The 23,105-nt window shown below is 70.2% G+C and carries 17 protein-coding genes; 6 read left to right on the forward strand and 11 right to left on the reverse strand.

Going from position 1 to position 23,105, the window contains the following annotated elements; translation table 11 throughout:
* Window positions 1-106 precede the first annotated feature (106 nt).
* The 6 genes from ABS52_05865 to ABS52_05890 form a co-directional block, all read right to left on the reverse strand.
* The gene (locus tag ABS52_05865) at window positions 107-3,622 is read right to left on the reverse strand and encodes a hypothetical protein (GenBank protein ID ODT04225.1); all 3,516 of its coding nucleotides are present in this window, start codon (window positions 3,620-3,622) and stop codon (window positions 107-109) included.
* A gap of 224 nt (window positions 3,623-3,846) precedes the next feature.
* Window positions 3,847-5,475, reverse strand: coding sequence for a hypothetical protein (locus tag ABS52_05870; protein ID ODT04177.1), 1,629 nt, complete (start codon window positions 5,473-5,475; stop codon window positions 3,847-3,849).
* Between the two features lie 14 nt (window positions 5,476-5,489).
* A complete protein-coding gene (locus tag ABS52_05875) occupies window positions 5,490-7,850 on the reverse strand; it encodes a hypothetical protein (protein ID ODT04178.1) in 2,361 nt (786 codons plus the stop codon).
* The gene (locus ABS52_05880) at window positions 7,850-9,970 is read right to left on the reverse strand and encodes a hypothetical protein (GenBank protein ODT04179.1); all 2,121 of its coding nucleotides are present in this window, start codon (window positions 9,968-9,970) and stop codon (window positions 7,850-7,852) included. The genes ABS52_05875 and ABS52_05880 overlap by 1 nt, the downstream gene beginning before the upstream one ends.
* Window positions 9,971-9,999: 29 nt before the next feature.
* Window positions 10,000-11,448 carry a hypothetical protein gene (locus tag ABS52_05885; protein ODT04180.1) on the reverse strand — a complete coding sequence of 483 codons (1,449 nt, stop codon included), beginning with the start codon at window positions 11,446-11,448 and terminating at the stop codon, window positions 10,000-10,002.
* A gap of 21 nt (window positions 11,449-11,469) precedes the next feature.
* Window positions 11,470-12,354, reverse strand: a complete 885-nt coding sequence (locus ABS52_05890; GenBank protein ODT04181.1) for a hypothetical protein — start codon at window positions 12,352-12,354, stop codon at window positions 11,470-11,472.
* Window positions 12,355-13,108: 754 nt separating this feature from the next.
* On the opposite strand from ABS52_05890, the gene ABS52_05895 reads away from it, so the two are divergent.
* The 4 genes from ABS52_05895 to ABS52_05910 all read left to right on the forward strand — a co-directional run bounded on the left by ABS52_05895 (window position 13,109) and on the right by ABS52_05910 (window position 16,452).
* Window positions 13,109-15,139: a hypothetical protein gene (locus ABS52_05895; protein ID ODT04182.1), complete on the forward strand. Its 2,031-nt coding sequence runs from the start codon at window positions 13,109-13,111 to the stop codon at window positions 15,137-15,139.
* Window positions 15,140-15,256: 117 nt separating this feature from the next.
* The gene (locus tag ABS52_05900) at window positions 15,257-15,607 is read left to right on the forward strand and encodes a hypothetical protein (GenBank protein ODT04183.1); all 351 of its coding nucleotides are present in this window, start codon (window positions 15,257-15,259) and stop codon (window positions 15,605-15,607) included.
* A 56-nt stretch (window positions 15,608-15,663) separates the two neighbouring features.
* Window positions 15,664-16,152, forward strand: coding sequence for a hypothetical protein (locus ABS52_05905; protein ID ODT04184.1), 489 nt, complete (start codon window positions 15,664-15,666; stop codon window positions 16,150-16,152).
* Between the two features lie 51 nt (window positions 16,153-16,203).
* Window positions 16,204-16,452, forward strand: a complete 249-nt coding sequence (locus ABS52_05910) for a hypothetical protein (GenBank protein ODT04185.1) — start codon at window positions 16,204-16,206, stop codon at window positions 16,450-16,452.
* Here the strand turns inward: ABS52_05910 and ABS52_05915 are convergent.
* The 4 genes from ABS52_05915 to ABS52_05930 all read right to left on the reverse strand — a co-directional run bounded on the left by ABS52_05915 (window position 16,422) and on the right by ABS52_05930 (window position 21,395).
* A complete protein-coding gene (locus ABS52_05915; GenBank protein ID ODT04186.1) occupies window positions 16,422-16,808 on the reverse strand; it encodes a hypothetical protein in 387 nt (128 codons plus the stop codon). The two genes, ABS52_05910 and ABS52_05915, sit on opposite strands and share 31 nt — an antisense overlap.
* Before the next feature lie 44 nt (window positions 16,809-16,852).
* Window positions 16,853-19,321 carry a hypothetical protein gene (locus ABS52_05920; GenBank protein ID ODT04187.1) on the reverse strand — a complete coding sequence of 823 codons (2,469 nt, stop codon included), beginning with the start codon at window positions 19,319-19,321 and terminating at the stop codon, window positions 16,853-16,855.
* Window positions 19,314-19,538 carry a hypothetical protein gene (locus tag ABS52_05925; protein ID ODT04188.1) on the reverse strand — a complete coding sequence of 75 codons (225 nt, stop codon included), beginning with the start codon at window positions 19,536-19,538 and terminating at the stop codon, window positions 19,314-19,316. Before ABS52_05925 ends, ABS52_05920 begins: the two co-directional genes overlap by 8 nt.
* 348 nt (window positions 19,539-19,886) lie before the next feature.
* On the reverse strand, window positions 19,887-21,395 hold the full coding sequence (locus ABS52_05930) for a hypothetical protein (GenBank protein ID ODT04189.1): 1,509 nt from the start codon (window positions 21,393-21,395) through the stop codon (window positions 19,887-19,889).
* 354 nt (window positions 21,396-21,749) lie between these two features.
* Here ABS52_05930 and ABS52_05935 point away from each other — a divergent pair, with 354 nt between their 5' ends.
* Both ABS52_05935 and ABS52_05940 read left to right on the forward strand, forming a co-directional pair.
* Window positions 21,750-22,181 carry a hypothetical protein gene (locus ABS52_05935; GenBank protein ODT04190.1) on the forward strand — a complete coding sequence of 144 codons (432 nt, stop codon included), beginning with the start codon at window positions 21,750-21,752 and terminating at the stop codon, window positions 22,179-22,181.
* A gap of 266 nt (window positions 22,182-22,447) precedes the next feature.
* Complete coding sequence (locus ABS52_05940) at window positions 22,448-22,825, forward strand: hypothetical protein (protein ODT04191.1); 378 nt, start codon at window positions 22,448-22,450, stop codon at window positions 22,823-22,825.
* Between the two features lie 61 nt (window positions 22,826-22,886).
* Here the strand turns inward: ABS52_05940 and ABS52_05945 are convergent, their stop codons facing one another.
* Window positions 22,887-23,105, reverse strand: a complete 219-nt coding sequence (locus tag ABS52_05945) for a hypothetical protein (protein ID ODT04192.1) — start codon at window positions 23,103-23,105, stop codon at window positions 22,887-22,889.

Here is a 23,105-nt window from a genome sequence, read left to right on the forward strand (position 1 = left end):
AAGGTAGCCCCCAAACGCCGAAAGGCGAGTCCCGGCCCCCTGGCCGGAACCCGCCTCGCGGCTTCGCGACTTCGCGACTTCGCGACTCCCGTCTTCCCGTTCTCTCCTACTTCGCGATCCCCGCGTTGACCTGCGGCGTCGCGTACTCCCATGGCTGCTTCGGGAGCTTGCGCTGGCGGGGGTACACCTCGTCGAGGGTACTGCCGTCGAAGAGGCGCCCGTTGACCATCACCATCGCGACGCTGTTGGTGTTGCGGATGTCGGCGAGCGGGTCACGGTCCAGGACCACGAGGTCGGCGAGCTTCCCCGCCTCGAGCGAACCGACATCCTGTGCCAGGCCGATCGCCTCGGCGCCGACGATGGTCGCGGCGCGCAGGGCGTCGTGCTGCGAGAGTCCCCCGCTCTGCAGGAGCCAGATCTCCCAGTGCATCCCCAGGCCTTGCAGCTGGCCGTGCGACCCGACGCCGATCTTCCCGCCGGCCGCCACGGTCTTGGCCACGTCCTGGGCGTGCTGCCACATCGCGTACTCTTCCTTCACCGCGAAGCCCGCGGGGCCGGGGGCGTTCCCCGCGCCACGGCGCCGGACTTTCGTGTCGATGTCGACCGGGTGCGTGAAATGGCGCAGCTTCGTGTCGCCCAGCAGGTCCTCGGACTGGTAGAACCACCCCTCGCCGAACGGGCCGCCGTACTCCACGATCAGCGTCGGCGAGTTGTATGTCTGGGTCGCCTTGTACCACTCGAAGACGTCGTCGTACTTCGGGGTGATCGGGAGCGTATGCTCGATGCCGGGATAGCCGTCGATCCCGTGCGTGATGTTGAGCTTCTGGTCGAGCCCCCCCTCGGTCGTCGGCATGATCCCGAGCTCCTTCGCCGCCATGATGATCCACTGCCGCTGCTGGCGGTTGCCGCTCATGTACATCTTGAGCGTCTTGGTGTCGTAGTACTTGGCGTACCGCGACAGGATCTGCCGGGCGTGGTCCAGGTCGCGCACCGGCTCGCTGGAGAAGACGCCCGGGCCGGTGGTGTAGACGCGCGGGCCGACCATCTCGCCCGTGGCCACGCGATCCCCATAGGTCATGAAGTCGGTGGTGGCCGTCTGCGGGTCGCGCGTCGTCGTCGTTCCGTAGGCCAGGGTGGCCAGGTACTGCCACGTCTGCGTGTTGTGGATCTGCGGGGTGAGCCACTGCGGGTGGTAGTGCGTGTCCACGAAGCCGGGAATGATCGTCTTCCCGGTCAGGTCGAAGACCTGCGCCCCGGCGGGGACGTCCACGCTCCCGCGCGCGCCGATCGCCACGATGCGGTTGTCTCGCACCACGATGTCGGCGTTCTCGATGATCTCCTTCCCCTTCATCGTGATCGCCCGCGCGCCGCGGAAGACGGCGACGCCGCGCGGCGTGTCGCGCGTGGCCGCCACGGCAATGCGCATCTCCGCCGGCTTGTACCCCGGCTTTTCCTTCTTGGTCGTGTCGGCCTTGGCGATTGAGTCGGCGCGGGCAATGCTGTCCTTCTTCGTGCTGTCGGCGCGAAGGCGCGCCTTGGCCCTGCCGTCGGCCTTGAGCGAGTCGTCCACCACCTGCGCGCGATCGAGGTCGAACGTCCACACGGCGTTGCCTAACGCCCACATCACCTTGCGGCCGTCGCTGCTCCAGGCCGGGAACTCCCCGCCGATCTCGTTCAACTTCCGCACCGGGACCGGCGCGGTGGCGGGGGCCGCCACCGAGACGGTCGGCGCCGTCGCCCCCACCTGCGGCACGGTCACGACGTAGAAGTCCATGCCGACCATCGCCAGCGCCCGGTCGCCCGTCGGCGCCATCAGGACGAGCCCGGCCGGCGGCGGCGCCGGCGGGTTGGGCTCCGCGTCGTCATCGCCCAGGTGCGAAGGCTGTGCGACGGCGGCGAGCGGACGCGATGCGCGCCCGCCGATCCACTGCTGGGCGACCTTCTGGTCCAGCCCCGCGTCGAGCGTCATCGGCGCCCCGCCGGGATTCTGCATTGGCCCCGTCACCCGCAGGTGCGTCTTCATGTCCGTCCCATCCCAGCGGAACGAGACGAGCCCGTCGCGCCCCCCGTAGGCGAAGATGCGATCGGGATTCGACGTGAAGTGCGGGTTGCCCACTCCGCCGGTCGGCATGATGGCCGTCAGGGCTCCCCCGGTCGCCGGAACCCAGACGAAGTCGGCGGCCGCGGGGCCGAAGAACGCGGCTCCCGCCTCCTGCATCTCGCGGGCAGCGGCGCGCACCGCGACGATGCGGTCGCTCGCCGGCGACCAGGCCAGATCGCCGAACAGCGCCCCCGTCGCCAGCACCTGCGTGCTCCACCCCCGGCGCGCATCCCAGTTGCCGCGGACGATGCTGCCGCCCTGGCCATCGCTCCACGTCACCCACGCCAGCGACTTCGAGTCGGGCGACCAGACCGGCCCGAACTCCCCGACGTCGGCCTTGCTCGCGCGCTGTGGCGTCCCGCTCGGCAGCTCCATGACGTAGATCCGGTCGAGCGCCGAGAAGGCGAGCTTCTTCCCGTCCGGCGACGGAGCGATGTCGCGCACCTGGCGGGCCGTGAACGCGGTCGCCGTGTCGACACGCCACGAGAACTTCACCTCGGGCCCCATCTCCAGCTTCACCTCGGCCTCGAACGGGATCTTCACCGCCGGCGACCGGTCCACGGGGACCCGCCAGATCTCGCCGCCATAAGACACGACGATGGCCCTGGAGTCCGGGGTGAACGAGTAGCCGGGGTAGGCGTCCATCGGGGCGCGCGACTCGGTCTCGTCACGCTGCACCGGATAGGCGAGCCACTCCTCCTGCTGCGTCTCGAGGTTGCGCAGGCGAATCCCCGTCCTGGTCTCGAAACGCGCGGCATAGGCGAGGTACTTCCCGTCGGGCGAGAGCGCCGGGCGGAAGGCGGAGCCGAAGCGTGTCGACATCTGCGACGTGCGCCCGGTCTCGCGGTCCCACACGTACAGCTGGTACTGGGGGCCTAACGCGTTGTACTGCCAGTCGCCCATGCGCGCGGCGAGCCACAGGTATCGTGGATCCTTCCCGAAGGCGGCGCCGATCATCTTGAGCGCCGGGGGCGGCGCGGGTTGCGACGTCAGCGCGACCCCGCTCCCTCCCTCCACGTTGTACATCCAGAGCTTGGCACCCCCGCCGAGTCCGCCCGCCTTCGACGCCACGACGTACTTCCCATCGGGCATCCATTCCGGCGAGACGTAGAGGTTGTTGTTCCCCTTGGTCACCTGCGTCGTGTCCTTGCCGTCGAGCGACATGATCCAGACGTTGTCGCCACCGCTCCGGTCGGAGACGAAGACGACCTGCTTCCCATCGGGGGAGAAGCGCGGCTGGGCATCGTAGGCCATGCCGCTGGTGAGGCGCGTCGCCTTCCCCCCGGTGATCGGGAGGGTGTACAGGTCGCCGAGCAGGTCGAAGACGATCTGCTCCCCGTTGGGCGAGACGTCGAGGGAGATCCACGTTCCCTTCGTCGTGGTGAAGGTGTGCGTCCGCGCCGTCTTGAGCGGGAGGGTGGTGGCCGGCGGAGCGCCGGCCGCCGGCCCGCCCTGGGCGAGGGCGGCGGTGATGGGGATCGCCGCCAGGAGCGCGGCAACGGGCAGGACAAGGCGTCGCATCATGGAATGGCCCCACGAAAGGTCATCGGGTCCGGGACGAGAGAGTCCCGGACACATCCCAGAAGCATACGGGCTTCCTCGCCCTTTGTGCCAGACGCCACCACCCGACGGCGCGGGAGCCGACGCGAGAAGCGCCCTTCCCGTGACGAGACGAGCCCTGATCCCGTCCGCCCCGTTCGCGGACACCTGCCCTGTCGTCTCTCGTCTTCTCGTCTTCTGCCCCTCTAAAACCTCAGCGAGAGCGCCAAGTAGCTCTGCAGGTTCCGGGTCAGCGCACCGGTCTCGCGGTAGGTCGACACCATGAGGTACACCGACCGGGCGAGCCCCACGTCGGCGTCGAGCCCCCACCAGGTCGTGCGCGAGTCGGTGAGAGGGTTCCCCTGCGCGTCGGCGGTCCGGCTGTCGGTGCGCCGCCCGCCGTTGGCCTGGAGGCGCAGGGTGCCGAACGGGGTGAACTCGAGCGAGGCAGAGGTGAGGTCGCCCGAGGCCAGGACGCCCGTGTAGCGCGTGCTGCGCAGCTGGACCCCCAGCTGCAACGGCGTGAGTCGCGACAGGTGGACGGAGCCGGTGTACGAGTCGGCCGTCCCGGCGGCGCCACCGCGGCTCGTGCGCGCGTCGCCGCTGACCCGCAGGTGTCCCAGGAGGTACAGCGAGGCCCCGCCCCACGCGCCCTGACGGAACGAGTCGTCGAAGGCGGTCTCGGGATCGAGGAAGTCGCGATACAGTCGGACGCTGCGCCGGTTGTCGTACCCGCCGTACACCGAGAACGCGTCGGTCGGCGACAGGCGGATCGTGGCGAAGGTCGAGGTCGGGGTGGCGCCCGACGATTCCACGCCGGCCTTCCATCCACGGTTGACGTCGATCTCCTGCGTGGCGTACAGCGAGACGTGGCGGTTGTTGAACATCCCCTGCAGGTAGCCGAACTCCCGGTCGATCTCCCCGCCGGCGTACGAGCCGATCGCCCCCGCCGTGAGCGCCCAGGGGGCGCCCTCGTTAGGCCCGTTGTGCCACTGGACGTACGCCCCGTGCTCCCGCACCTCGCCGGAATAGCCGAAGGTCCGCGGCTCGGGCTGGCTCCCTGAGAAGCCCCCCGCACTCCAGTGGCGCCGGTTGACGTCGAGCGCCGCGCCGTCGAACAATCCCACCGACGACAGCGCGGACGAGAACTGCCGCCCGATCGCCACGCGGACGCCGTCGTCCGCCGGGGTCCACAGGAGCGCCGTCTGGTACACCCGCGTGGAGTTGGTGAGGGCGGACCCCGACGGGCGCTGAAAGCTCTGGCGATAGGCGCGCACGTCGACCACGAGGCCGAGCGGCGTCCCGTTGAGCCGCTGCCCGTCGAGCCGGAGGTCGAAGGCGGGTTGGGTGAGGGTCGTCGTCGCCGTACCGCTCCCCTGCTCCATGGTCAGGTAGCGCACGCCCACGCGTCCGCGGATCGACCGCGCGGTGTGTCGCGCGCGGGAGCGTGCCGACGAGTCGGCGCTGGCGACCACTCGCGCCGGCGCCGGCCCGGCGTCACGCACCGGGGTGAAGCGCGCCGAGTCGCCCACCGCGACCGCCGCCGCCGACGAGGCGACGGTGCACGACGCACGCGACGAGGAGACGTACGCCACCACCAGCTCGGCGATGACCGTGCTCCCGCGCACCACCTGCAGCCGGCTCCCCTCGCGCAGCCCGGCTCGGGTCCCCGCATCAAGGTAGACGGAGGGGCCGCTGATGTAGGTCACGTGCGCCCAGGCCGTCGCCTGGGAGGGCGGGGCCAGGTCCGCAGGACGCGGCGAGACGGGCGCCACCTGGGCGCCCCCCGCGATGGGCGCACAGGTCAGCGCAAGCCCGAGCCACGCACGCGACACGCGCCGGGACGCCATCACCCCTTCGTCCCCCGTGGGTGGCAGCTGTAGCACCCCATGCTGGTGTAGGTGTAGCCCGACCGCCCCTTGTGGTCGGCGTCGACCTTGGCCTTGTCGCTGTGCTCGTGGCACAGGATGCACTCGAACTGCTTGTAGTTGCCCGCGTTCTGGTGGCAGTCGGCGCAGCTGCTCCACTTCTGCAGGTGCTTCCCGGAGTAGATCGGGAAGTAGGGCCCGTCGTGGTTGAAGGTCGCGCCCAGCCATTGCGTGGTGGTGTGGCACGTCTCGCACGACGTGGGAAAGCCCGACGTGGAGTGCCTGGGGTTGGTCGTGCTGTTGTAGTCCGCCTGGTGGCAGGAGACGCACGTCGTCGGCTTGCCGTTGTACACCTTGTCGGCGTGGCAATCGAGGCAGGTCGCCGTCGTGTGCGCTCCCGTCAGCGGGAACGACGTTGCGTTGTGGTTGTAGGTGGCCCCTGGCCATCCGGTGGTGGTATGGCAGGCGGCGCAGAGCGTCGTGAAGCCGGCGGCGGCGTGGTGGGGGTTGGTGGTGCCGTCGTATTCCGTCTGGTGGCACGAGGCGCAGGCGGTCGGGAGCCCCTTGTACACGCCGCTGGCGTGACAATCGAGGCACGACGCCGCCAGGTGGGCTCCGGTCAGCGGGAACTGGGTGGCGCCATGGTTGAAGACGGCCCCCGCCCATTGGGTCGTGGTGTGGCACGTCTCGCACGTCGTTCCGAACCCCGAGGTCGCATGCCTGGGGTTCGCCGTGTTGTTGTAGTCGGTCTGGTGGCACGAGACGCACGCGGTCGGCGTCCCCTTGTAGATCCCGGTGCCGTGGCAGTCGTTGCAGCTGGCCGCCATGTGCCCCCCCGTCAGCGGGAAGGCGGTCCTGGCATGGTCGAACACCGCCCCCGCCCACGCGCTGGTGGTGTGGCAGGTCTCGCACGTCCCCGGGAAGCCCAGCGTGGCGTGCGGGGGATTCGCCGTTGCCGCGAAGTCGGCCTGGTGGCACGACAGGCAGGTCGTCGGCTTCCCGCGGTACACGCCGTCGCCGTGACAGGTGTTGCAGCCGGCGGTGAGATGCGCGCCGGTGAGGGGGAACTTGGTCGTGGCGTGGTTGAAGGCTCCCCCCGTCCACTGCACGGTCGTGTGACAGCTCGCGCAGGTGGTCACGAAGCCGGCCGCCCCGTGCGGCGGGTTCGTCGTCTTCGCGTAGTCGTCCTGGTGGCAGCTCACGCACTCCAGCGAGCGCCCGGCATACACGCCGTCGGCATGGCAATCGTTGCACGCGCTCCCGGCATGCCCGCCGGTCAGCGGGAACCTGGTGTTGGCATGGTCGAAGACCGCCCCAAGCCACCGGGTGGTCCCATGGCAGGTCGAGCACGTGGCGGAGAAGCCGGCCTTCGCGTGCGGCGGGTTCGCCGTGGCGTCGTAGTCGGCCTGGTGACAGGAGGCGCACGCCATCGACTTCCCCACGTACACCTTGTCGCCATGGCAATCGGCGCACGTCGCCGCCTTGTGCGCCCCGGTCAGCGCGAAGCGCGTCGCCGCGTGATCGAACGTCCCCCCCTTCCAGGTCTCCGCCCCCTGGTGACACGACTCGCACAGCGTCGGGAAGCGCGCGGCGGCGTGCGGCGGCTCCACGCTCGCGTCGTACGCCGCCTGGTGGCACGAGGCACAGCTCGTCGGCTTCCCCTGGTACGCGCCATCGGCGTGGCACCCCTGGCAGGTGACCGCGAGGTGCCGCCCGGCCAGCGGGAAGCGCGTCGTGTTGTGGTCGAACGTCGCCCCCGCCCATGACACCTGGGTGTGGCACGTCGTGCAATCCGGGGAGAACCGGGCGGCCGAGTGGTCGGGGGACCTGGCGTCGCGGAACGTGGCGGCGTGGCACCCGAAGCAGGTGACGGGGCGGTTCACGAATTGCAGCTGGCCGTTGCGGGCGGGGGTGTGGCAGCTCTCGCACGGCACGGTGGCATGGGCGCCCAGCAGCGGGAAGCGCCCGGCCTGGTGCGCTTGCGCCATGGTCGCGCGATCGGTGAAGGTGCGCGCGGTGTGGCAGCGCGCGCACTGCGTCCCGAACTCCCCCTTGTGCACGTCCTGGTGACACGACGCGCACGTCCTGTCCACCTTCGAGAAGTCGAGCGACTGGTGGCACGACGTGCACGACGTCGTGGCGTGCGCTCCCTCGAGCGGGAAGGTGCGCGGCGCATGCTGGAAGACGCGGGAGATGACCGCGGGACGCCACCCGGCCGGACTGTGGCAGGCGATGCACGTCGCCGCGACCGAGAGCCCGTGCGGGTTGTCGGTGCGCTGCGCCGCCAGGCGCCCCGGCAGCAGCAAGGCAAGCACCCCGAGGACCCAGGCCAGTCGGCGCATCAGCGGCGCGCCTCGCGCGGGCGGGTGGCGTGACAGCTCTCGCACGACACGCCAAGCGGGCGGTACACCACGCGGGTCGTCCCGGCCGGAGCCCCGGCAACCGGCTCCCGCTTGTGGCACCCATCGCACGGCACGGCGGCGTGCGCCCCCTTCAGCGAGAAACGCGAGCGCTCGTGGTCGAAGCGCGCCGCCGGGGCAAACGCCTCGGCCCCATGGCACCCCTCGCATGCACCGCCGTCGCTGCGGCCAGCGAACTGAGTCCCGTGGGGCGTCTGGTGGCAGGTCGCGCACGAGCGCCGCTGCGGCGGGGCGAAGAGGAGCGACCGGCCGCCGCGCGCGGCGGCCACGAGCGTCGATCCGCTCCCCCGCTTCGCCAGTTCCTCGTGGCAGGCCACGCATGGCACCGCCCGGTGCGCCCCCTCCAGCGGCAAGGCATAGGTGGCGTGCGCCGCCACATCGACCCGCGACGGACGGAAGGTGTCGGCCCCGTGGCAGCTGCGGCACGTCCCGTCGCCCGCCGCCCCACCGGGACGGCCGTAGCGCCCCCCATGCGGGTCGGCGTGGCACGACGTGCAGGCGGGATCGACGCCGGCCAGCGCCACCTTCGCCGTACCTAACGACACCGACGTGCCCCACGCCGGGAGCCCCGGGCGCGCGGCGCCATGGCATGCCGCGCAGGCGATGGCGGCATGCCGCCCCTCGAGCGGCAGGCGCAAGCGGGCGTGCGCCGCCGCGCCGAAGGTGCTGGGGGCAAAGCCGTTCACCGTATGGCACGATTCGCACGTGGCGGCGGGGACGCGCGCCGCCAGCTGGGCGCCGTGGGCGTCCAGGTGGCAGTCGGCACACCGCGAGGCCGCCATCCGGAGGCGCACCGTGCGGGGGCTCCGCGCCATCACCGTCCCACTCGCGCCTGCCGTACTCGCCGTCGTTGCACTCGCCGTCGTCGCATGTGCGGCGGACGCGCCTGCCGCGGGGAGCGATTGCGCGGTGTGGCAGGCAGCGCACTTCACCCCCTGGTGCCTGCCCTCGAGCGGGTACGCCGTCCGCCGGTGCTGCGCCAGCGTGAAGGCCGCCGGCGTGAACCCTTCCACCGTGTGGCAGGCCGCACAGTCGACCGTCCGGCCGCCCAACGTCGCCTCGCCCCGGTGCGCGTCGTCATGGCACGAGGCGCAGCTCGCGAATGGCGGGTTCCGGCGCGTCATCTCCCTGCCATGACAGGCGGCGCACGGCACGCCCGCATGGTCGCCTTCGAGCGGGTACCGCGTGAGGGCGTGGTTGAACGCCCGCTTGTCGATCACGCGAAAGCCGGCCGTGGTGTGGCACTCGCTGCACTTGGTCGAGAGCCGCCCCTTGTGCGGGTCGGCGTGACACGACGAGCACTCCCGGTAGGCAAGCGGCTTGAAGAGCGGGACGCGCTCGCCCTCGGCGTTGGTGCGCGTCCGGAGGCGCGGCGTGAGGTGGCACTTGTCGCAGGCCACGTCGACATGCTTCCCGTCGAGGCGGTAGTCCGCCTTGTCGTGGTCGAACGTCGGCGCCTTGTCCCACCGCGCGGCGTCGTGGCACGACTCGCACGAGGCATCGAGCGCCCCGTCGTGCACGTCGTCCGACTTGTGGCACGAGACGCAGTGGCGCTCCAGCCCCACCCATCCCGCGTCGGCCTTGCGCGCCGAGAGCGCCGCGGCCCGTCCCACCCGGTACTTCGTGGCATGGCACGCCTCGCACTTCGTGTCGGTGTGCTTCCCCTCGAGCGTCCACCCCGCCCTCCGGTGGTCGAAGCGCGCCGGCGATCCTTCGGCCCATTCGACCATCTTGAAGTCCGCTCCCGCGTGATCGGGATGGCACGACGCACACTCCTTGCGCCCCGCACGCACCTCGCGGGCGTGCAGCCCGCGTTGCTGCTGCACGAGCCACCCGATCTCCTTGTGGCACTGCAGGCAGACCTGCGTCATGGGCGAGGCGCCCCCCTTGAGCCCGTGGCACTTGATGCAGTTGCCCGCCCCCTCGAGCGTCGCGTGGGGGCGCGCGAGGGGACCGGGCGAGATCTGCCCCCACCCCCTCGCGGGAGCCAGCAGCGCGAGGAGCCCCGTCATGAGCCACACCGCCAAGCGCGCGCCCGGCACCGGGCGTCGATCGGAAGCACGATCATGGCTCATCCGGCTTGCGCAGCGCTCGCGTTCCCCACCGGGACTTCCTTGGAGACGATCTGGATCCCCAGCCGCTCGAGGAAGGCGTACGGCGCCTCTCCCCCGATCCGGATGATCACGTGGTCGTTCGGCAGGATCGTCTTCTCCCCCTCCACATCGAGCACCACCACGTCCTGGCGGATTTCCCGCAGCTGGCTGCGGAAGATTGCCCGCACACGACCGCTGGCCAGCGCCCGCTGGATCTTCTCGACGTTGCGCTCCTTCACCCGGCTGAACGACTCGCCGCGATACGACAGCAGCACCTCGGCCCCCTCCTGGTTGGCGAGGCCGAGCGCCGACTCCACCGCGCTGTCGCCGCCCCCCACCACCAGCACGCGCTTCCCCCTGAAGGCCTCCATCTCCACGATGTCGTAGAAGACCTTGTCCAGCTCCTCACCGGCGGCGCCCAGCCGTCGCGGCGACCCACGGCGCCCCATCGCCAGCACCACCCGCCGCGCCGTGTACGCCGCCTTCCCGGCCTGCACCCGGAAGAGCGTCCCCTCGCGCGCGATGTTCTCCACCTTCTGCCCGGTGTGCACGTCCAGCCCCGTGTTGGCCACGATCGTCTCCCACACCTGCAGCAGCGTCTCCTTGGACGCGTCGGCGATCCACAGGTCGCCGTAGAGCGGGATCGAGACCGGCTCCGCCAGGAGCAACTTGTGGCGCGGGTACTTCCGCACCGTGTCGGACAGCGTCCCCTGCTCCAGCACCACGTAGCGCAGGTGCCGGCGGTGGGCCTCCAGCCCGGCACTCAGCCCCGCCGGCCCGGAGCCCACGATCACGACATCGAGCGTGTGGTCGTCGCCATCGGCGCGCGCCTCGCCGGGCGGAAGCACCTTCGCCACGTGCTCGATCGCGATCTTCCCCTCGTTGATCGCGTTCTTGATCAGCCCGCGCCCGCCGAGTTCGCCCACGATGTACAGCCCGCGCACGTTGGTCTCGAAGTTGACGTCGACCAGCGGGACCTGCACGCGATTGACCGCCGTCCCCGCATTCACCGAGATGGCGCCAACGGGACAGGCGCCGACACACTCGCCGTGCCCCTTGCAGAGTGCGTTGTTCACCACCGCCAGCTTCCCCTGCAGCGTGAGCGCGCCGGGCTCGGGACAGGCGGCGACGCACGTTCCGCACCCCACGCACATGTCCGCCCGCACCAGCGCCTTCAGCGTACCTGCGCCGCTCGCCGACGGCGCGGCGGCGATTCCCGCGTTCACCACCTCGAAGATCTGCTGCGGGATTCCGCACTTGGGGCAGAACGACGATCCCGCGGGGACCGCCGCGCCACAGCGCGCGCAGGGAGCGCTCCCCCCGCGTGGTGCCGGCGCCCCCCCGGGCGCGCTCCCCCCGGGGGTGCGCAGGTGTCGCCAGATGAAGAATCCGGTGAGCGCGAAGAAGCCGACCGTCGTCAGGAGCATCTGTATGGCGTCGTCCGGCGCTCAGTAGAACCAGGTTGCCCCGACGGCAACCACGACGACGACGTGAATGACGACCGCCACCAGCGCCGTCAGCGCGAACGGCTTGTGCGCCACGTGCCAGTAGCGGAAGACGCGGTGCGTGGCGTCGAGCATCCGCACCTGCTGCGACAGCGCGATCTCGCGGCTCGCCAGGCCGACCGCGCGCGCGAGCGTGGCCGGCGGGATCGTGCGTCCTCCCTCGTGCGCCTGGAACCGGCGCCGCAGCTCGCGCGTCTTGCGCCAGCGCTCCACGTCGTTGGCGACGAGGTCGCGCAGTACCCGCAGCGCCCCCGCCTTTTCGTCGCTCGGCGACGCCATGCGCAGCGTTTCCTCCACCGTGCCCCGATCGAGCCCCGTCGCCCCGGCGATCTCGTCGACCAAGCGGGTTCGCTCGGCGATCACCTCATCGCGTGTGAGCTCGACCCCCGAGCGCGCCCGCGGGATGCGCGTGTACAGGTAGCGCCCCACGACGCCGCTCGCGCACACCACGAGCATCGCCCCGAACCCCAGCCCGATCACCCCGTCCGACCGCCAGGCGGCGTGCACGGTGAGGAGGAGGGGGAGTCCGATCGCGGTCGTCACGTGTACATCGAGCCACTTGCCGATGGGACCCGTGAATGCCAGCGCCTTCCACTTCTTGCGCAGTGGGTACAGCCACAGGAAGACGAAGACGACGAAGGCGACGATCCCGGCGCTCTGCCCCACGAGCCCCGAGGGGCGCAACAGCGCATGCAGGGGGTGCCGCACCCGCTCGGCCAGGGGGCGAAGGTAGTACGGCGCGCCGGCGACGTTGATGACGAGAAGCGACGCCACGATGGAGACCGTCGCCCAGTTCACCCCGACCCCGCTTCGCGATCCGCCGCGCACCGCCGGGGAGGCGGTTCTCCCCGCGACAGCGGGACGCCCGAGGGTGGATGGCGGGGACGACGCGCCCGCGGGGCTTGCCACCAGGTGCGGGGGTGGTGCGACCGGAGGACGCGCCGTCGATGGCGGTGAGGCGTGCGCGAGGTTGCCGTGGTTCATGATGCGCGGGGGAACGGCGCGATGGCTCGGGGCGTCGGTACCGATCGACGAGGAAGCGAAGCGGGGACGAAGCGGGGGTGGAGCGGGGGAGGCCGGCCCCGGCGCCGATGCAACCATCGCCCGGCGATGGGAATGTCGTGCCTCCCACACGCGCGCGCTGTGCGCTGCATCGCAATCGAGTTTGCAGCTGACGGATGCAGGCACCACGCATCATCCACGACTCGCGGCACCGTTAGGCCGTCACGCGAGTTCATGAACCGTTCATCTTTTCGGGCCGCCATTGCTCGTTCTGCAACCGACATCACACGAGGCGTGGGCGCTTCGTCGCGGGGGGCGTACCCGGCCAGGTGGGGCGACGGCCACGGCCGCTCGAACACCGCAACCACCCCATCGCCGCCAGACGCCGCGGGGCGCCCCGGGAAGACCGCGGAAGGCGACCGCGGAAGGCGACGGCGTCAGACGACCGGCCGGGGGGCGGCCGCCACCGTGATCGGTCCGATGAGTGACCCCCAACGCAGTCGCCTCTTTCGGTGCCTGTCACCGGACGTTCATACTTGCCCCCTTACGTTCCATATCATCCGTCGACTGGAGTGCCCGCTTGGCGAGTGCTATCCCCCCGGAAGTTCCCCCCCCTGCCTCGCCGCCATCCCCGCGCCTTCGCCTGGGGAGGTTCTCGCTCGCGGCCCTCCTCGTCGCCGTCCTCCTGGCGGTCGCGTTCGTCACGCGTGTCGCGCTCCTCGCGTACGCCTGGCGCGACCTCGACGCCGGGGCGTGGGGCATCGTCCGCGCGGTCCTGGTCGGGATGGTCTTCGACCTCCAGGCGTCACTCTGGCTCGCCGCCCCCCTCGTCGTGGTCCTCGCCCTCCTCCCCGATCGCTGGTTCCGGCGGCGCGCCGTGCGCGGCTGGATGCGCGGGTGGCTCTTCACGCTCTTCGCCCTCTCGGCCTTCGTCGTCGCCGCCGAGCTGCTCTTCTTCGACGAGTTCAACGGGCGCTTCAACTTCGTCGCGGTCGACTACCTCATCTATCCCACCGAGGTCGTCACCAACCTGTGGGAGAGCTATCCCCTCCCGGCCATCCTCCTGGCCGTGGGAGGCGCCGGCGCGCTCGGGCTGTGGCTCGCGCGGCACCGCGTCGCGCAGGCCCTGGCGGCCGCCACGACGGCATCACGCCGCCTGGCGACGCTCGCGCTGTACGGAGTCTCGTTAGGCACGCTGACCCTCGGGACCTCGCCCGCGCTCGCCCACGTCTCCGACGACCGCACGCTCAACGAGATCGCCCTCAACGGCTACTACTCCTTCTGGATGGCCTTCCTTGGCCAGGACGCCCCGTACGAAGGGCTCTACGCCACACGCTCGCCGGGAGAGGAGGCGGCGCGCCTGCGCACCCTCCTCGCGGAGCCGGAAGCGACGCGCAGCGAGTGGAACCCGGAGCGCCCGACCGAGCGCGAAATCACGGCCCCCACCCCGCCGGTCCGCCGCAACGTCGTCGTCGTCCTCGAGGAGAGCCTCGGCTCCATCTTCCTCGCCTCGCTGCACCCCCGCGGCGACACCGTCCTCACCCCGCGGTTCGACTCGCTCATCGCCGAGGGGACCGTCCTCGCCAACGCCTATTCCACGGGGAACCGGACGATTCGCGCGCTCGAGGCCACCACCTCCTCGCTCCCCCCGCTCCCCGGGGTCTCCATCGTCAGGCGTTCCGCATCCCACGGACTCTTCACCCTCCCCGCCGTCCTGGCGGAGCGCGGTTACTCCACGTCGTTCATCTATGGCGGGCGCGCCATGTTCGACGGGATGGGCGAGTACATGCGCAACAACGGGATGCAGCTCATCATCGAGCAGAAGGACTACCCCAGCGACGCCTTCGCCAACGCGTGGGGGGTGGCCGACGAGTACATCTTCGACAAGGCGCTGGCCACGTACGACTCGCTCCACGCCGCCGGTCGTCCGTTCTACTCCCTCGTCCTCTCCGTCTCCAACCACAAGCCCTACTCGTTCCCCGCGGGGCGCATCGCCGCCGACCCCAACGCCCGCAAGCGGACCAACGCCGTGATGTATGCCGACTGGGCGCTCGGCCGCTTCGTGCGCATGGCGCGGGCGCATCCGTGGTTCGACAGCACGCTCTTCGTGCTGATGGGCGATCACGGGGCGCGCGTGTACGGCGCCTCCGAGATCCCGCTTCCCAGCTACGAGGTCCCCATCCTCTTCTACGCGCCGGGGTTCATCGAGCCCGGGAAGCGCATCGAGACGCTGGCCTCGTCGCTCGACATCCCCGCGACCATCATGGCGCGCCTGGGGATGTCGTACGACTCGAAGTGGTTCGGGCACGACGTCTTCACCATCCCCCCCGAGCAGGGGCGCGCCCTGATGACCCACAATTCGAGCATCGCCCTCATGCGCGGCGACCGCGTCGCGGTGCTCGGGCTCAAGGGGGCGACCGACGTCTACCAGTACGATCGCCCGGCGAAGCGCCTGCGCCGCATCGCATCTCCCGACTCGGCCGGGCGCGCGCTCGTGGAAGACGCCATTGCCTATTTCCATACGGCCGACCGGCTGTATCGGTCGGGGGCCTACGCGATGGATCGAGTCCCTGCACCTGGCGGGGCGGCGGTTGGGGGGCAGGGGCACTAGGCGCCGTCCGTCGCACGCCGTTCGGCCACGTTCAACTCCAGCACGAGGCAGTGATCCATGCGCACCGGGGCATTCGCGGCATGCGTAGCACTCGCGGCGGCGGCCGCGTTCTTCGTGATGCAGGACGCGCCGCGCCAGGCGGCGCTCGTCATCGGCTGTGCGATCGTCGCCGTGGCGGTCCCCTGCATGTTCATTGCCCGGCGCCAGCTCGGGGAGGCCTTCTCGGTGAACCCGCGCGCCACGGTGCTCGTGACGCACGGCTTCTACGCGCGGATCCCGCACCCGATGTACTTCTTCCTCGACCTCTCCCTCCTGGGGCTGATCATCGCCTTGCGCCAGCCGTGGCTCCTGATCGCATGGGGCGCCTTCGTGACCGTGCAAGCGACGCAGTCACGCCGCGAATACCGGGTCCTCGAGGCGGCGTTCGGCGACGAGTATCGCGAGTATCGGCGCCGCACCTGGTGGTAGCGTCGGCGCGGCGCACGATTGCGCGACCGGCAAGAGCGCGCTAGCTCACGGAGCATATGCGATCCCTCGCCCTCCACCTCCTCGCCCTCGCCACCATGGCGGTGGCGCTCCCCGCCCAGCCGCCGGCGCTCGAGATCCAGCTCCCGGGGCAGCGCACCGTCTCCATCGCGCAGGCGCGGCTCCGCACGCTTGCCGGCGACACGGTGCGACTGGTCCCGCACCATGGAGAGCCCACGCTCTACCGGGCCACATCGCTTGCCACGGTCATGGCCGCCGTCGGGCTCCCGCTCGACTCCCTGCGCGTGGGGCGCAAAGCGTGGACCATCATCGCCGAGGCGCGCGACGGCTATCGCGTGGTCTTCTCCGTCGCCGAGCTCGATCCCAAGCTCGGCCCGTCGCGCGTGTGGCTGGCCTACGAGACGACCAGCGGACCGATCGCCGCTGCGGAGGCACCATATCGCCTCATCGTCCCGACCGACGCACGACTGGCGCGGTCGATTCACCAGCTCGTGCGGCTGAGAGTAGTGGACGCGGCAGGAGGGTAGGCGCGCGACTGGGACGTGACCGGGGCTGCGGTGTGCGGGTAGATTTCCCGCATGTCCTGGCCCCGCCTCGTTTTCCAGCTCACGCTCGCCGCCCTGCGCCACCCGCCGCTGGCGGTTGACCTCCTGCGCGTGGCGTGGCGCTTCCGGGCAGACGGGTGGTACGCGCGCTTTCCCTTCCTCCCCCTCCCGTCGCGGGCGTACGTACGCTGGCGCATGCACACCGCCTACGGCGACCCCGACGCCGTCCCACCCGCCGGCGACATCATCCGCTACGCCCGCTGGGTCGGCACGCAGCCATGAGCGACCCGGCGCCCGCTCCCGGCGCGGCGACGGCGCCCGACCTCCCGCTCGAGCGGCGCATCGAGCGACAGGCGTATGCGCTCGGCTTCGACCTCGTCGGGATCGCCAGGCTGGGGGAGGTGGAGACGGCCGGGTACTACGACGAGTGGGTGGCGCGTGGGTGCGAGGGGGAGATGGGATACATGGCGCGCGACGCGCACTTGCGCCACGATACCCGCCTTCCGCACCCCGGCGCCGTGAGCGCGATCGTCGTCGGGATGGACTACGGCGGCGGCGAGCCGCCGGGCCCCGTCGCTCGTTATGCACGAGGCGACGACTATCACGACCTGATGAAGGAGCGGCTGCGCGCCCTCCACGCCTGGCTCGCCACGGCGCTCGGCCGTGAGGTGGATGCGCGCCCCTACGTCGACACCGCTCCCATCCTGGAGCGCGACCTGGCGCGGCGCGCGGGGCTCGGGTGGTTCGGGAAGAACACGAACCTCATCAATCCCCAGCGCGGATCGTTCTTCTTCATCGGGTCGCTGTTCGTGGCGCTCGAGTTGCAGCCGAGCGCGCCGTTCGAGGCCGACCGGTGCGGGAACTGCACGCGGTGCCTCGACGCCTGTCCGACCGATGCCTTCGACGGTCCGCGGCAGCTCGATGCGCGCAAGTGCATCTCGTACCTCACCATCGAGCACCGGGGGGAGATCCCCGAGGCCTTGCGACCGTTGCTGGGGGAGCTGCTGTACGGGTGCGACATCTGCCAGGAGGTGTGCCCGTATAACCATAAATTCGCGAAGGAACTATCCGAGCCCGCGTTCGCGGCACGCCCCGCGCTGTCGGGCAAGGACGCGAGGTCGCTCGCGCGCGAGCTGCTGGCCATGTCGCAACCCGAGTTCTCCGCCGCCTTCAAGGGCTCGCCCATGAAGCGCGCCAAGCTCCGCGGGTTGAAGCGCAACTCCGCCGTGGTGCTCGGCAACGCCGGGTCTCCAGACGACGTGGCGGCGCTGGCGGCGGCGCTCTCTGACGAGGAACCGCTCGTTCGTGGACACGCCGCGTGGGCGTTAGGCGCGATCGGCTCCGCCGAGGCGCTCGAGCCACTGCGGGCTCGTGCCTCGGCCGAATCGGACGCCTGGGTACTGGAGGAGCTGAACGCGGCGGTCTCCCGGCTCGGGGGCTGACTGCCTCCGAGCTCGAAGTACGCCGGCGCGTTTGGCGCGGTCCTGAGCGTGACGACCGCCGTCTTGTGGTTCGCCCGCTTCATTCCGGGCACCGGCTCGACCACGATGAGGACGTCGGCCACCCAGTAGTCGAGCAGGATGGTCCGCTCCTCCGGTCCCGCCGTCTCCCATGCATCCGCCAGGTTCCGCGACTCGTGGATGATGCTCGAGAGACGGTCCCACGCGCTCTGGCGCGACTGCGCAAAGCGCTGCGCCTCCGCCAGCTGCGCCTTGCTGGCGCCGACCTGCTGCTTGGCCGCCTTGAGCCGCTCGACGAGCGCGTCGTCGCCATCGTCGTCGTCGGACGCCACGGCCGCGGCCATGTGGGCGAGACGCTTGTACGCCGCCTCGCGCTGCGCCAGCTCCTGCTCGGCGCGCGCCACGGCGTCTTCCGCCGACTTGCGGAATTCGTCGCGCTCCAGGATGAGGTCGCGCGCCGTGGCCTCGTAGTCGGCGTTGCTGCTACGCTGCGCCACGATGAGGTCCTTGATCTTGGTCTCGAGTTCCTCGGCATCCACGTACCACGCCTTGCAGCCGGCGGCCGAGAAGCGCTCGAACCTCTCGGGGTTCATGCGCTCCTTCGGCTTCGCGTGGACGTAGCCACGCGTTCCGCCCTGCTTCTTCGCGAGGCGGCCGCCGTTGTACTCGACACCGCAGTGTGCGCACGCTGGCTTCAGCGGAAATAGCTCCTCGTGGCGCCGCTGTCGTTCCCCATCCGCCTTCGAATGTCCACCGATTTCCTTCTCCACCTCGCGGAACAGCTCGACGTCAACCATGGGACCCCACTCCGCTCGCTCCCGGCGGCGCATGCGCTTCCCTTCCTTCTCTTCACCCAGGAACGCGATCTCTCCGACGAGCACAGGATTGCTGAGGTAGTTCCGGACGGAACGATGTCCGAGCTTGCCACCTCGCGCACCGCGCACGCCCTGCTTGTATAGCTCGGCGCCGATTCGGTCAAGGGACACACCCGCGAGATACTTCCTCGCCATCGGCTCCCAGTGCTTCAGCACCTCGTGATCGGGGATTAGGATCGTCCCTCCGCCGCCAGGCGTGGAGCGCTGCCCGTCGGCTAGTTCGCGGTCGGAGAGCGTGTCCCACCGCTTGGTACCCCACGGCGCGCTTCCGCCGACCCACCACCCCTTGCTCGCGTGGCCGATTCTGCCGCGCCGCACGCTCTTCGAGAGGTTCGCGGAGTAGAGCGCCGCGGCGTAGGCGTAGAGCGCCATGGTGATCATGTCCACCAACTGGTCGTTCGTCCGCTGCACCGTGACGAAGCAAATCCGCCAGTTGTAGCGCTCAAACTCGGAGAACACCGACTGGAAGGCCATGATGTCCGGTTGGCCGTCCTCGTCTAGCGTGCGTCCGAAGCGGCTCGGGTCATATAGCTCGACCCGTCCAGGATTCGACTTAGGCCGGGGGTTCTGACGGCAGAATTCGAGAAGGTCTTGGAACTCCGGCCGGTCGAACGAGGTGCCGGAGCAGCTGTCCTTCCACCACCACTCGCGGCTGATCGGCCCCCAGACCTCATCGGCGGCATGCGCCTGCTGGTCGTGCGAGGCCACCTGGCGGTCCTCGCTCTCGGTGGACTTGCGCGTGTAGCGCAGGCGGTCGGGAATGATTCCGAACGCGGCAGCCAAGCGTTCGCGCCAGACGCGGAAGATCTTACTCATTCACGCTCTCCAGGAGCTTGTCGGTGATGATCTCGGCGTAACGGCGCCGACGAACGCGATTGAGGACTTCATCGCGCAGACGATTCTCCACAATGGCCGCGCGTTCCGCGAGCACGGTCGGGTTGATGAGCCGGGCGATGCGATCGGGCAGCTCGCGGGAGGCGTGGGTCGTCACCCCTCCCCGCGTCTTCCCGATGTCGCTCTTGTTCGTCGCCACGGCGTCGCCTGACCTGGTCCGCACCGAGCGAGCCGAAGTGCCCACAAGCGGTGTACAAACTCAGGGTAGGGGACTTCGCTGAGCACCCGGGAGTGTCTCCGGCCACGAGTTTGGGGGGCCTGATCTTGGCCTCTCTATCTCGCCCTTCTGTCCACACCTGAGGACAGACAGGCGCGCAGGCTGGCGCCGAGATCCCACGATTGGGCGCGGGGATACGCCCCAGTGACAGCCCAAGGGCTCAGGCGAACGGCCGGTCAGGCCCAGGTGGCCTCCTTGGCTTCGCGGTGGCGGTGTCACACCTGCGGGTAGATGCTCGAGACGCGGTCCCCCGCTGGGAGCTCGAACGACCTAGAAAACACTCTCCGAGACTGGCCCCAGCCCACCATTGTCAAACCCAGTGTCGCGGCCCGGTCGCGCGCGCGCGATCCGCAAGGAGTCCGGCGCAAGTTCGATCACATCGCGATCTCGAGCGTCGAGTGCCGATAGCAGCGCCTCCTGCAACGCATTCACGAGCCACCCACCCGCCGTACGCGGCGTTGCCCCCTCTCGCCCACGAGTTACGGCACGCGCCGCGCGCGTAATCGTCTCCGGGTGAACGACAACCTTGTATCCGAGGCGTTCGCAGACGTCGCGCAGGCTCGCGAAGGCCGGCCATTCGCGCAGCAAGCTGGCGAGGGATCCCTCGCCGAGCTTCCGGAGGAGCAGCACATCGTGGAAGCGGCTCGAGATCTCCACAGGGAGCCCCGCTTTCGCCAAGTCGGCGATGGTGGGCTGCCGCGTCGAGTCCAGCAGGCCCTCAAACGCGCCGAGGGCGAGCACCATCGCCTCCTTGGCACTCCAACCCCGGTACTCAGAGCCGACCGCCAACGTGCCGTGTCCCAGGACCCCGAGCAGGGATGCCAGCACCTCGGACCGCTTGGCGGCCATGTTGCCCGTTAGCTCAGAGGCGGGGGCGACGCCGACGTGATGGATCTCGTCGATCAGGACAATTGCGCGTCGGGCCCACGGCGAGTCGTACCTGCGACGGCCGAGCGCGGTCCCAATGAGGTCGTTGATGGATGGAGCTCCGCTCCACCCCGGGCTCGTCAACTCGACCGCGTCTACCGTCACGACGGGCAGGTCGAATCCAGCTTCGGTGAGCGACCGGCACAACGCTCTCACGAGGGACGTCTTCCCAACACCGCTCGGCCCGACAATCAGGGCCCGCTGGCCATGTGTGAGGCCACCACCCACGTGAAGTGCTCCGATCAACGCAAGGCGGGCGACAGCACCCTCCTGCCCCACGATCTCCTTCCCGATTGCGGCGCGGAGGTCGCGGACAAGGTTCCGGAGCTGATCTGCCGGCAATGCTTGGAGGCCCTCGCGGGAACTTCCGCTATCACCGCCCACAGCTGGAATCGTGTCCGATGCGGCGGCTGCCGCCTTAGCCGACGGCGCAGGAAGACGTGTATGAGACTTCCCGGCGCCCGTTGCGATCCTTGGCGGCCGACGGGCACCGTCGAGCCGCCAGTACGCGTCGGCAGCGGCGAGCAGTGTGACGCCCGAGCCAATCTCCGCCGCACAGGTGTCACAGAGGACATGGGGCGGCTCAAGCGCACTCGCCGGCCGGAGGTGGGCAGGCCGTTGCCCGCAGCATGCGCAGGTCTGGGCACAGAGGCTCACCAGCTGCTCGGCGATACCCGACAGTGCCAAGGGTCCCAGCCGGGGGATCTCATCGTCATCCCGCTGCCGGGGATCCCTCGCCGGATGGTCAAGCGGATCCGAGTCGCTGAGGAGGCTGAGCCGCAGCAGACCATCGACCTCGCGGCACTCGCTCACGATGAATGCCTCCTCGTCGATCCAGAGGGGGCCAACCACCGGCCACCACCCGGGGCCCACACTGGCCCGTGCGATCGCCGCGGAGACGCCAGTCGGTCGAGCCGGAGGTCCGCCGGCCGTGGGGAACAGTGAGATCTGCTCTGCCGATCGGTTGTTGGCTTCGAGTTCGTCGCTCATCTGGCGAGTCTACCGGTGCGGCGAGGGATCCCCGGCCAGCTTCCGTCCTTTCGCCGCGAAGCCCGGCTGCTGGACTGTCGCTGACGAGGCGCCGCTCCAGCAACTCCGAAATCTGCGGCGCTCCTCGTGAGCGGCGAGGTCCTCCCGCCGAGAACACCAGGATGACTTGCGGCGCCGACGCCTTCCGCCCCACAGTTCCGGTGGCCGGCGGGGCGGATGCCGGTGCACCCCGAAGGAGGTGAGATGGCGCCTGACACGATGAGCGACGACGAGTTCCGGAAGGTGTGGTACCTCTGGAGGGCGTCTCGCGGTATTGAGCCGCCGTACAGCGAGTACGCGCACACGACCCCACGTCCGCGACCGACTGATGCCGAGGCGGCCGCCGCCCTCGCGCAACTCGTCGATGCGTGGCCGGCGATCGCCGGCGCCTCGCTCGCGGCCCAGTGCACGCCGGTCGCCCTCACCGGACGGAAGCTCCGCCGCCTCCTGGTCGCTGCTGATTACACGACCGCGCCCCCGTGGGGCGCGTGGGATCGCCTGGGCCCACTACCAGCACGCGCGACCTTCACGGCGCTCCGCCACGCGGTCAACGCAGTGTTGGCGCCGCATGGCGTAGACCACATCGACTTCGTGCCGCAGTCTCCCTGAGGCGCGCCGCTCGCGCGGCGACCCGATACGCAGCCTACGCGTCTCCTCAATGAGAGCGGTTAGGGTGACCGCCGTCTCGCCTGCTCCACCTCCCCTTCATGGTCCGGCCTACCCTCGTCTGTCGGCGATGTCGCACCCGGCTCCCGCGGGCGGAGTTCCTCACCTCTCGCGACAGCTCCCGGGCCCGGGAAGGGCTTTGCCGCGCGTGCCGAAGCGCCGCCAACTCGCCTCGCATCCCGCGCGCGCTTCGGGCGGAGCTCTTTCGGTTGGCCGAGGGCTGCTGCAGCTACTGCGATCTCCCGCTCGATCCCACCCACCGCTGGGATGTCGATCATGTGACCGAGCGATCCCGTGGTGGACCGCACGTCCGCACCAACCTCGTGGTGGCGTGCAGTCGCTGCAATTGCGTGGTGCTCTTCCAGTATCCGCAGCAGGTCGCCTGGCGCTCGCGACGCCCGGGCGGCGCCACATGGGCCGCGCGCCTGGGCCTCACCACGCTGGAGACCTTCTGGGAACGTCGCAGCTTCGTGCAGGCGGCGCTCCGAGCGGACGGTCGCCCGAACGGACTGGCGAGCCTCGCCACGGTACAGCGACGGGTGGCGCATCTCGCGCCGGCGCTCGTCGCTTTCCACAACCCGAGCTGAGTACATCCCGAGGCCCAGCGGGCTGTTCCCCTGAGTCACCCAGCCATCGTCGCGGGGCTGGTCAGCCCGGCCGACGCGGGGGGCGAGCCTCCGGAGCGCGATGATCCACCTCTACCCAGGTATCGGCCTCGGCCGGGTTGGGCACCACCTCGATCAGATCGTTGTCCGCGACCACTATCGCGCCGCGGAGCCCGGGGCCACTGACTGACTCGAGTTTCGAGATGCGACCGTCGAGGCGGCGGATCAAGGCGCCTTGGCGCAGGATGTGTTGCGTGGACAT

The organism is Gemmatimonadetes bacterium SCN 70-22 (assembly GCA_001724275.1).
In the GTDB taxonomy this organism is placed as follows: Bacteria; Gemmatimonadota; Gemmatimonadetes; order Gemmatimonadales; family Gemmatimonadaceae; genus SCN-70-22.

Bases quoted from the DNA above. Each gene is read 5' to 3' on its own strand.
- ABS52_05910 (ODT04185.1), top strand. From the start codon at position 16,204: ATGTCCTGGCCCCGCCTCGTTTTCCAGCTCACGCTCGCCGCCCTGCGC.
- ABS52_05945 (ODT04192.1), bottom strand. From the start codon at position 23,105: ATGTCCACGCAACACATCCTGCGCCAAGGCGCCTTGATCCGCCGCCTC.
- ABS52_05885 (ODT04180.1), bottom strand. From the start codon at position 11,448: ATGCTCCTGACGACGGTCGGCTTCTTCGCGCTCACCGGATTCTTCATC.
- ABS52_05875 (ODT04178.1), bottom strand. From the start codon at position 7,850: ATGCGCCGACTGGCCTGGGTCCTCGGGGTGCTTGCCTTGCTGCTGCCG.
- ABS52_05865 (ODT04225.1), bottom strand. From the start codon at position 3,622: ATGCGACGCCTTGTCCTGCCCGTTGCCGCGCTCCTGGCGGCGATCCCC.
- ABS52_05935 (ODT04190.1), top strand. From the start codon at position 21,750: ATGCCGGTGCACCCCGAAGGAGGTGAGATGGCGCCTGACACGATGAGC.
- ABS52_05920 (ODT04187.1), bottom strand. From the start codon at position 19,321: ATGAGTAAGATCTTCCGCGTCTGGCGCGAACGCTTGGCTGCCGCGTTC.
- ABS52_05900 (ODT04183.1), top strand. From the start codon at position 15,257: ATGCAGGACGCGCCGCGCCAGGCGGCGCTCGTCATCGGCTGTGCGATC.
- ABS52_05905 (ODT04184.1), top strand. From the start codon at position 15,664: ATGCGATCCCTCGCCCTCCACCTCCTCGCCCTCGCCACCATGGCGGTG.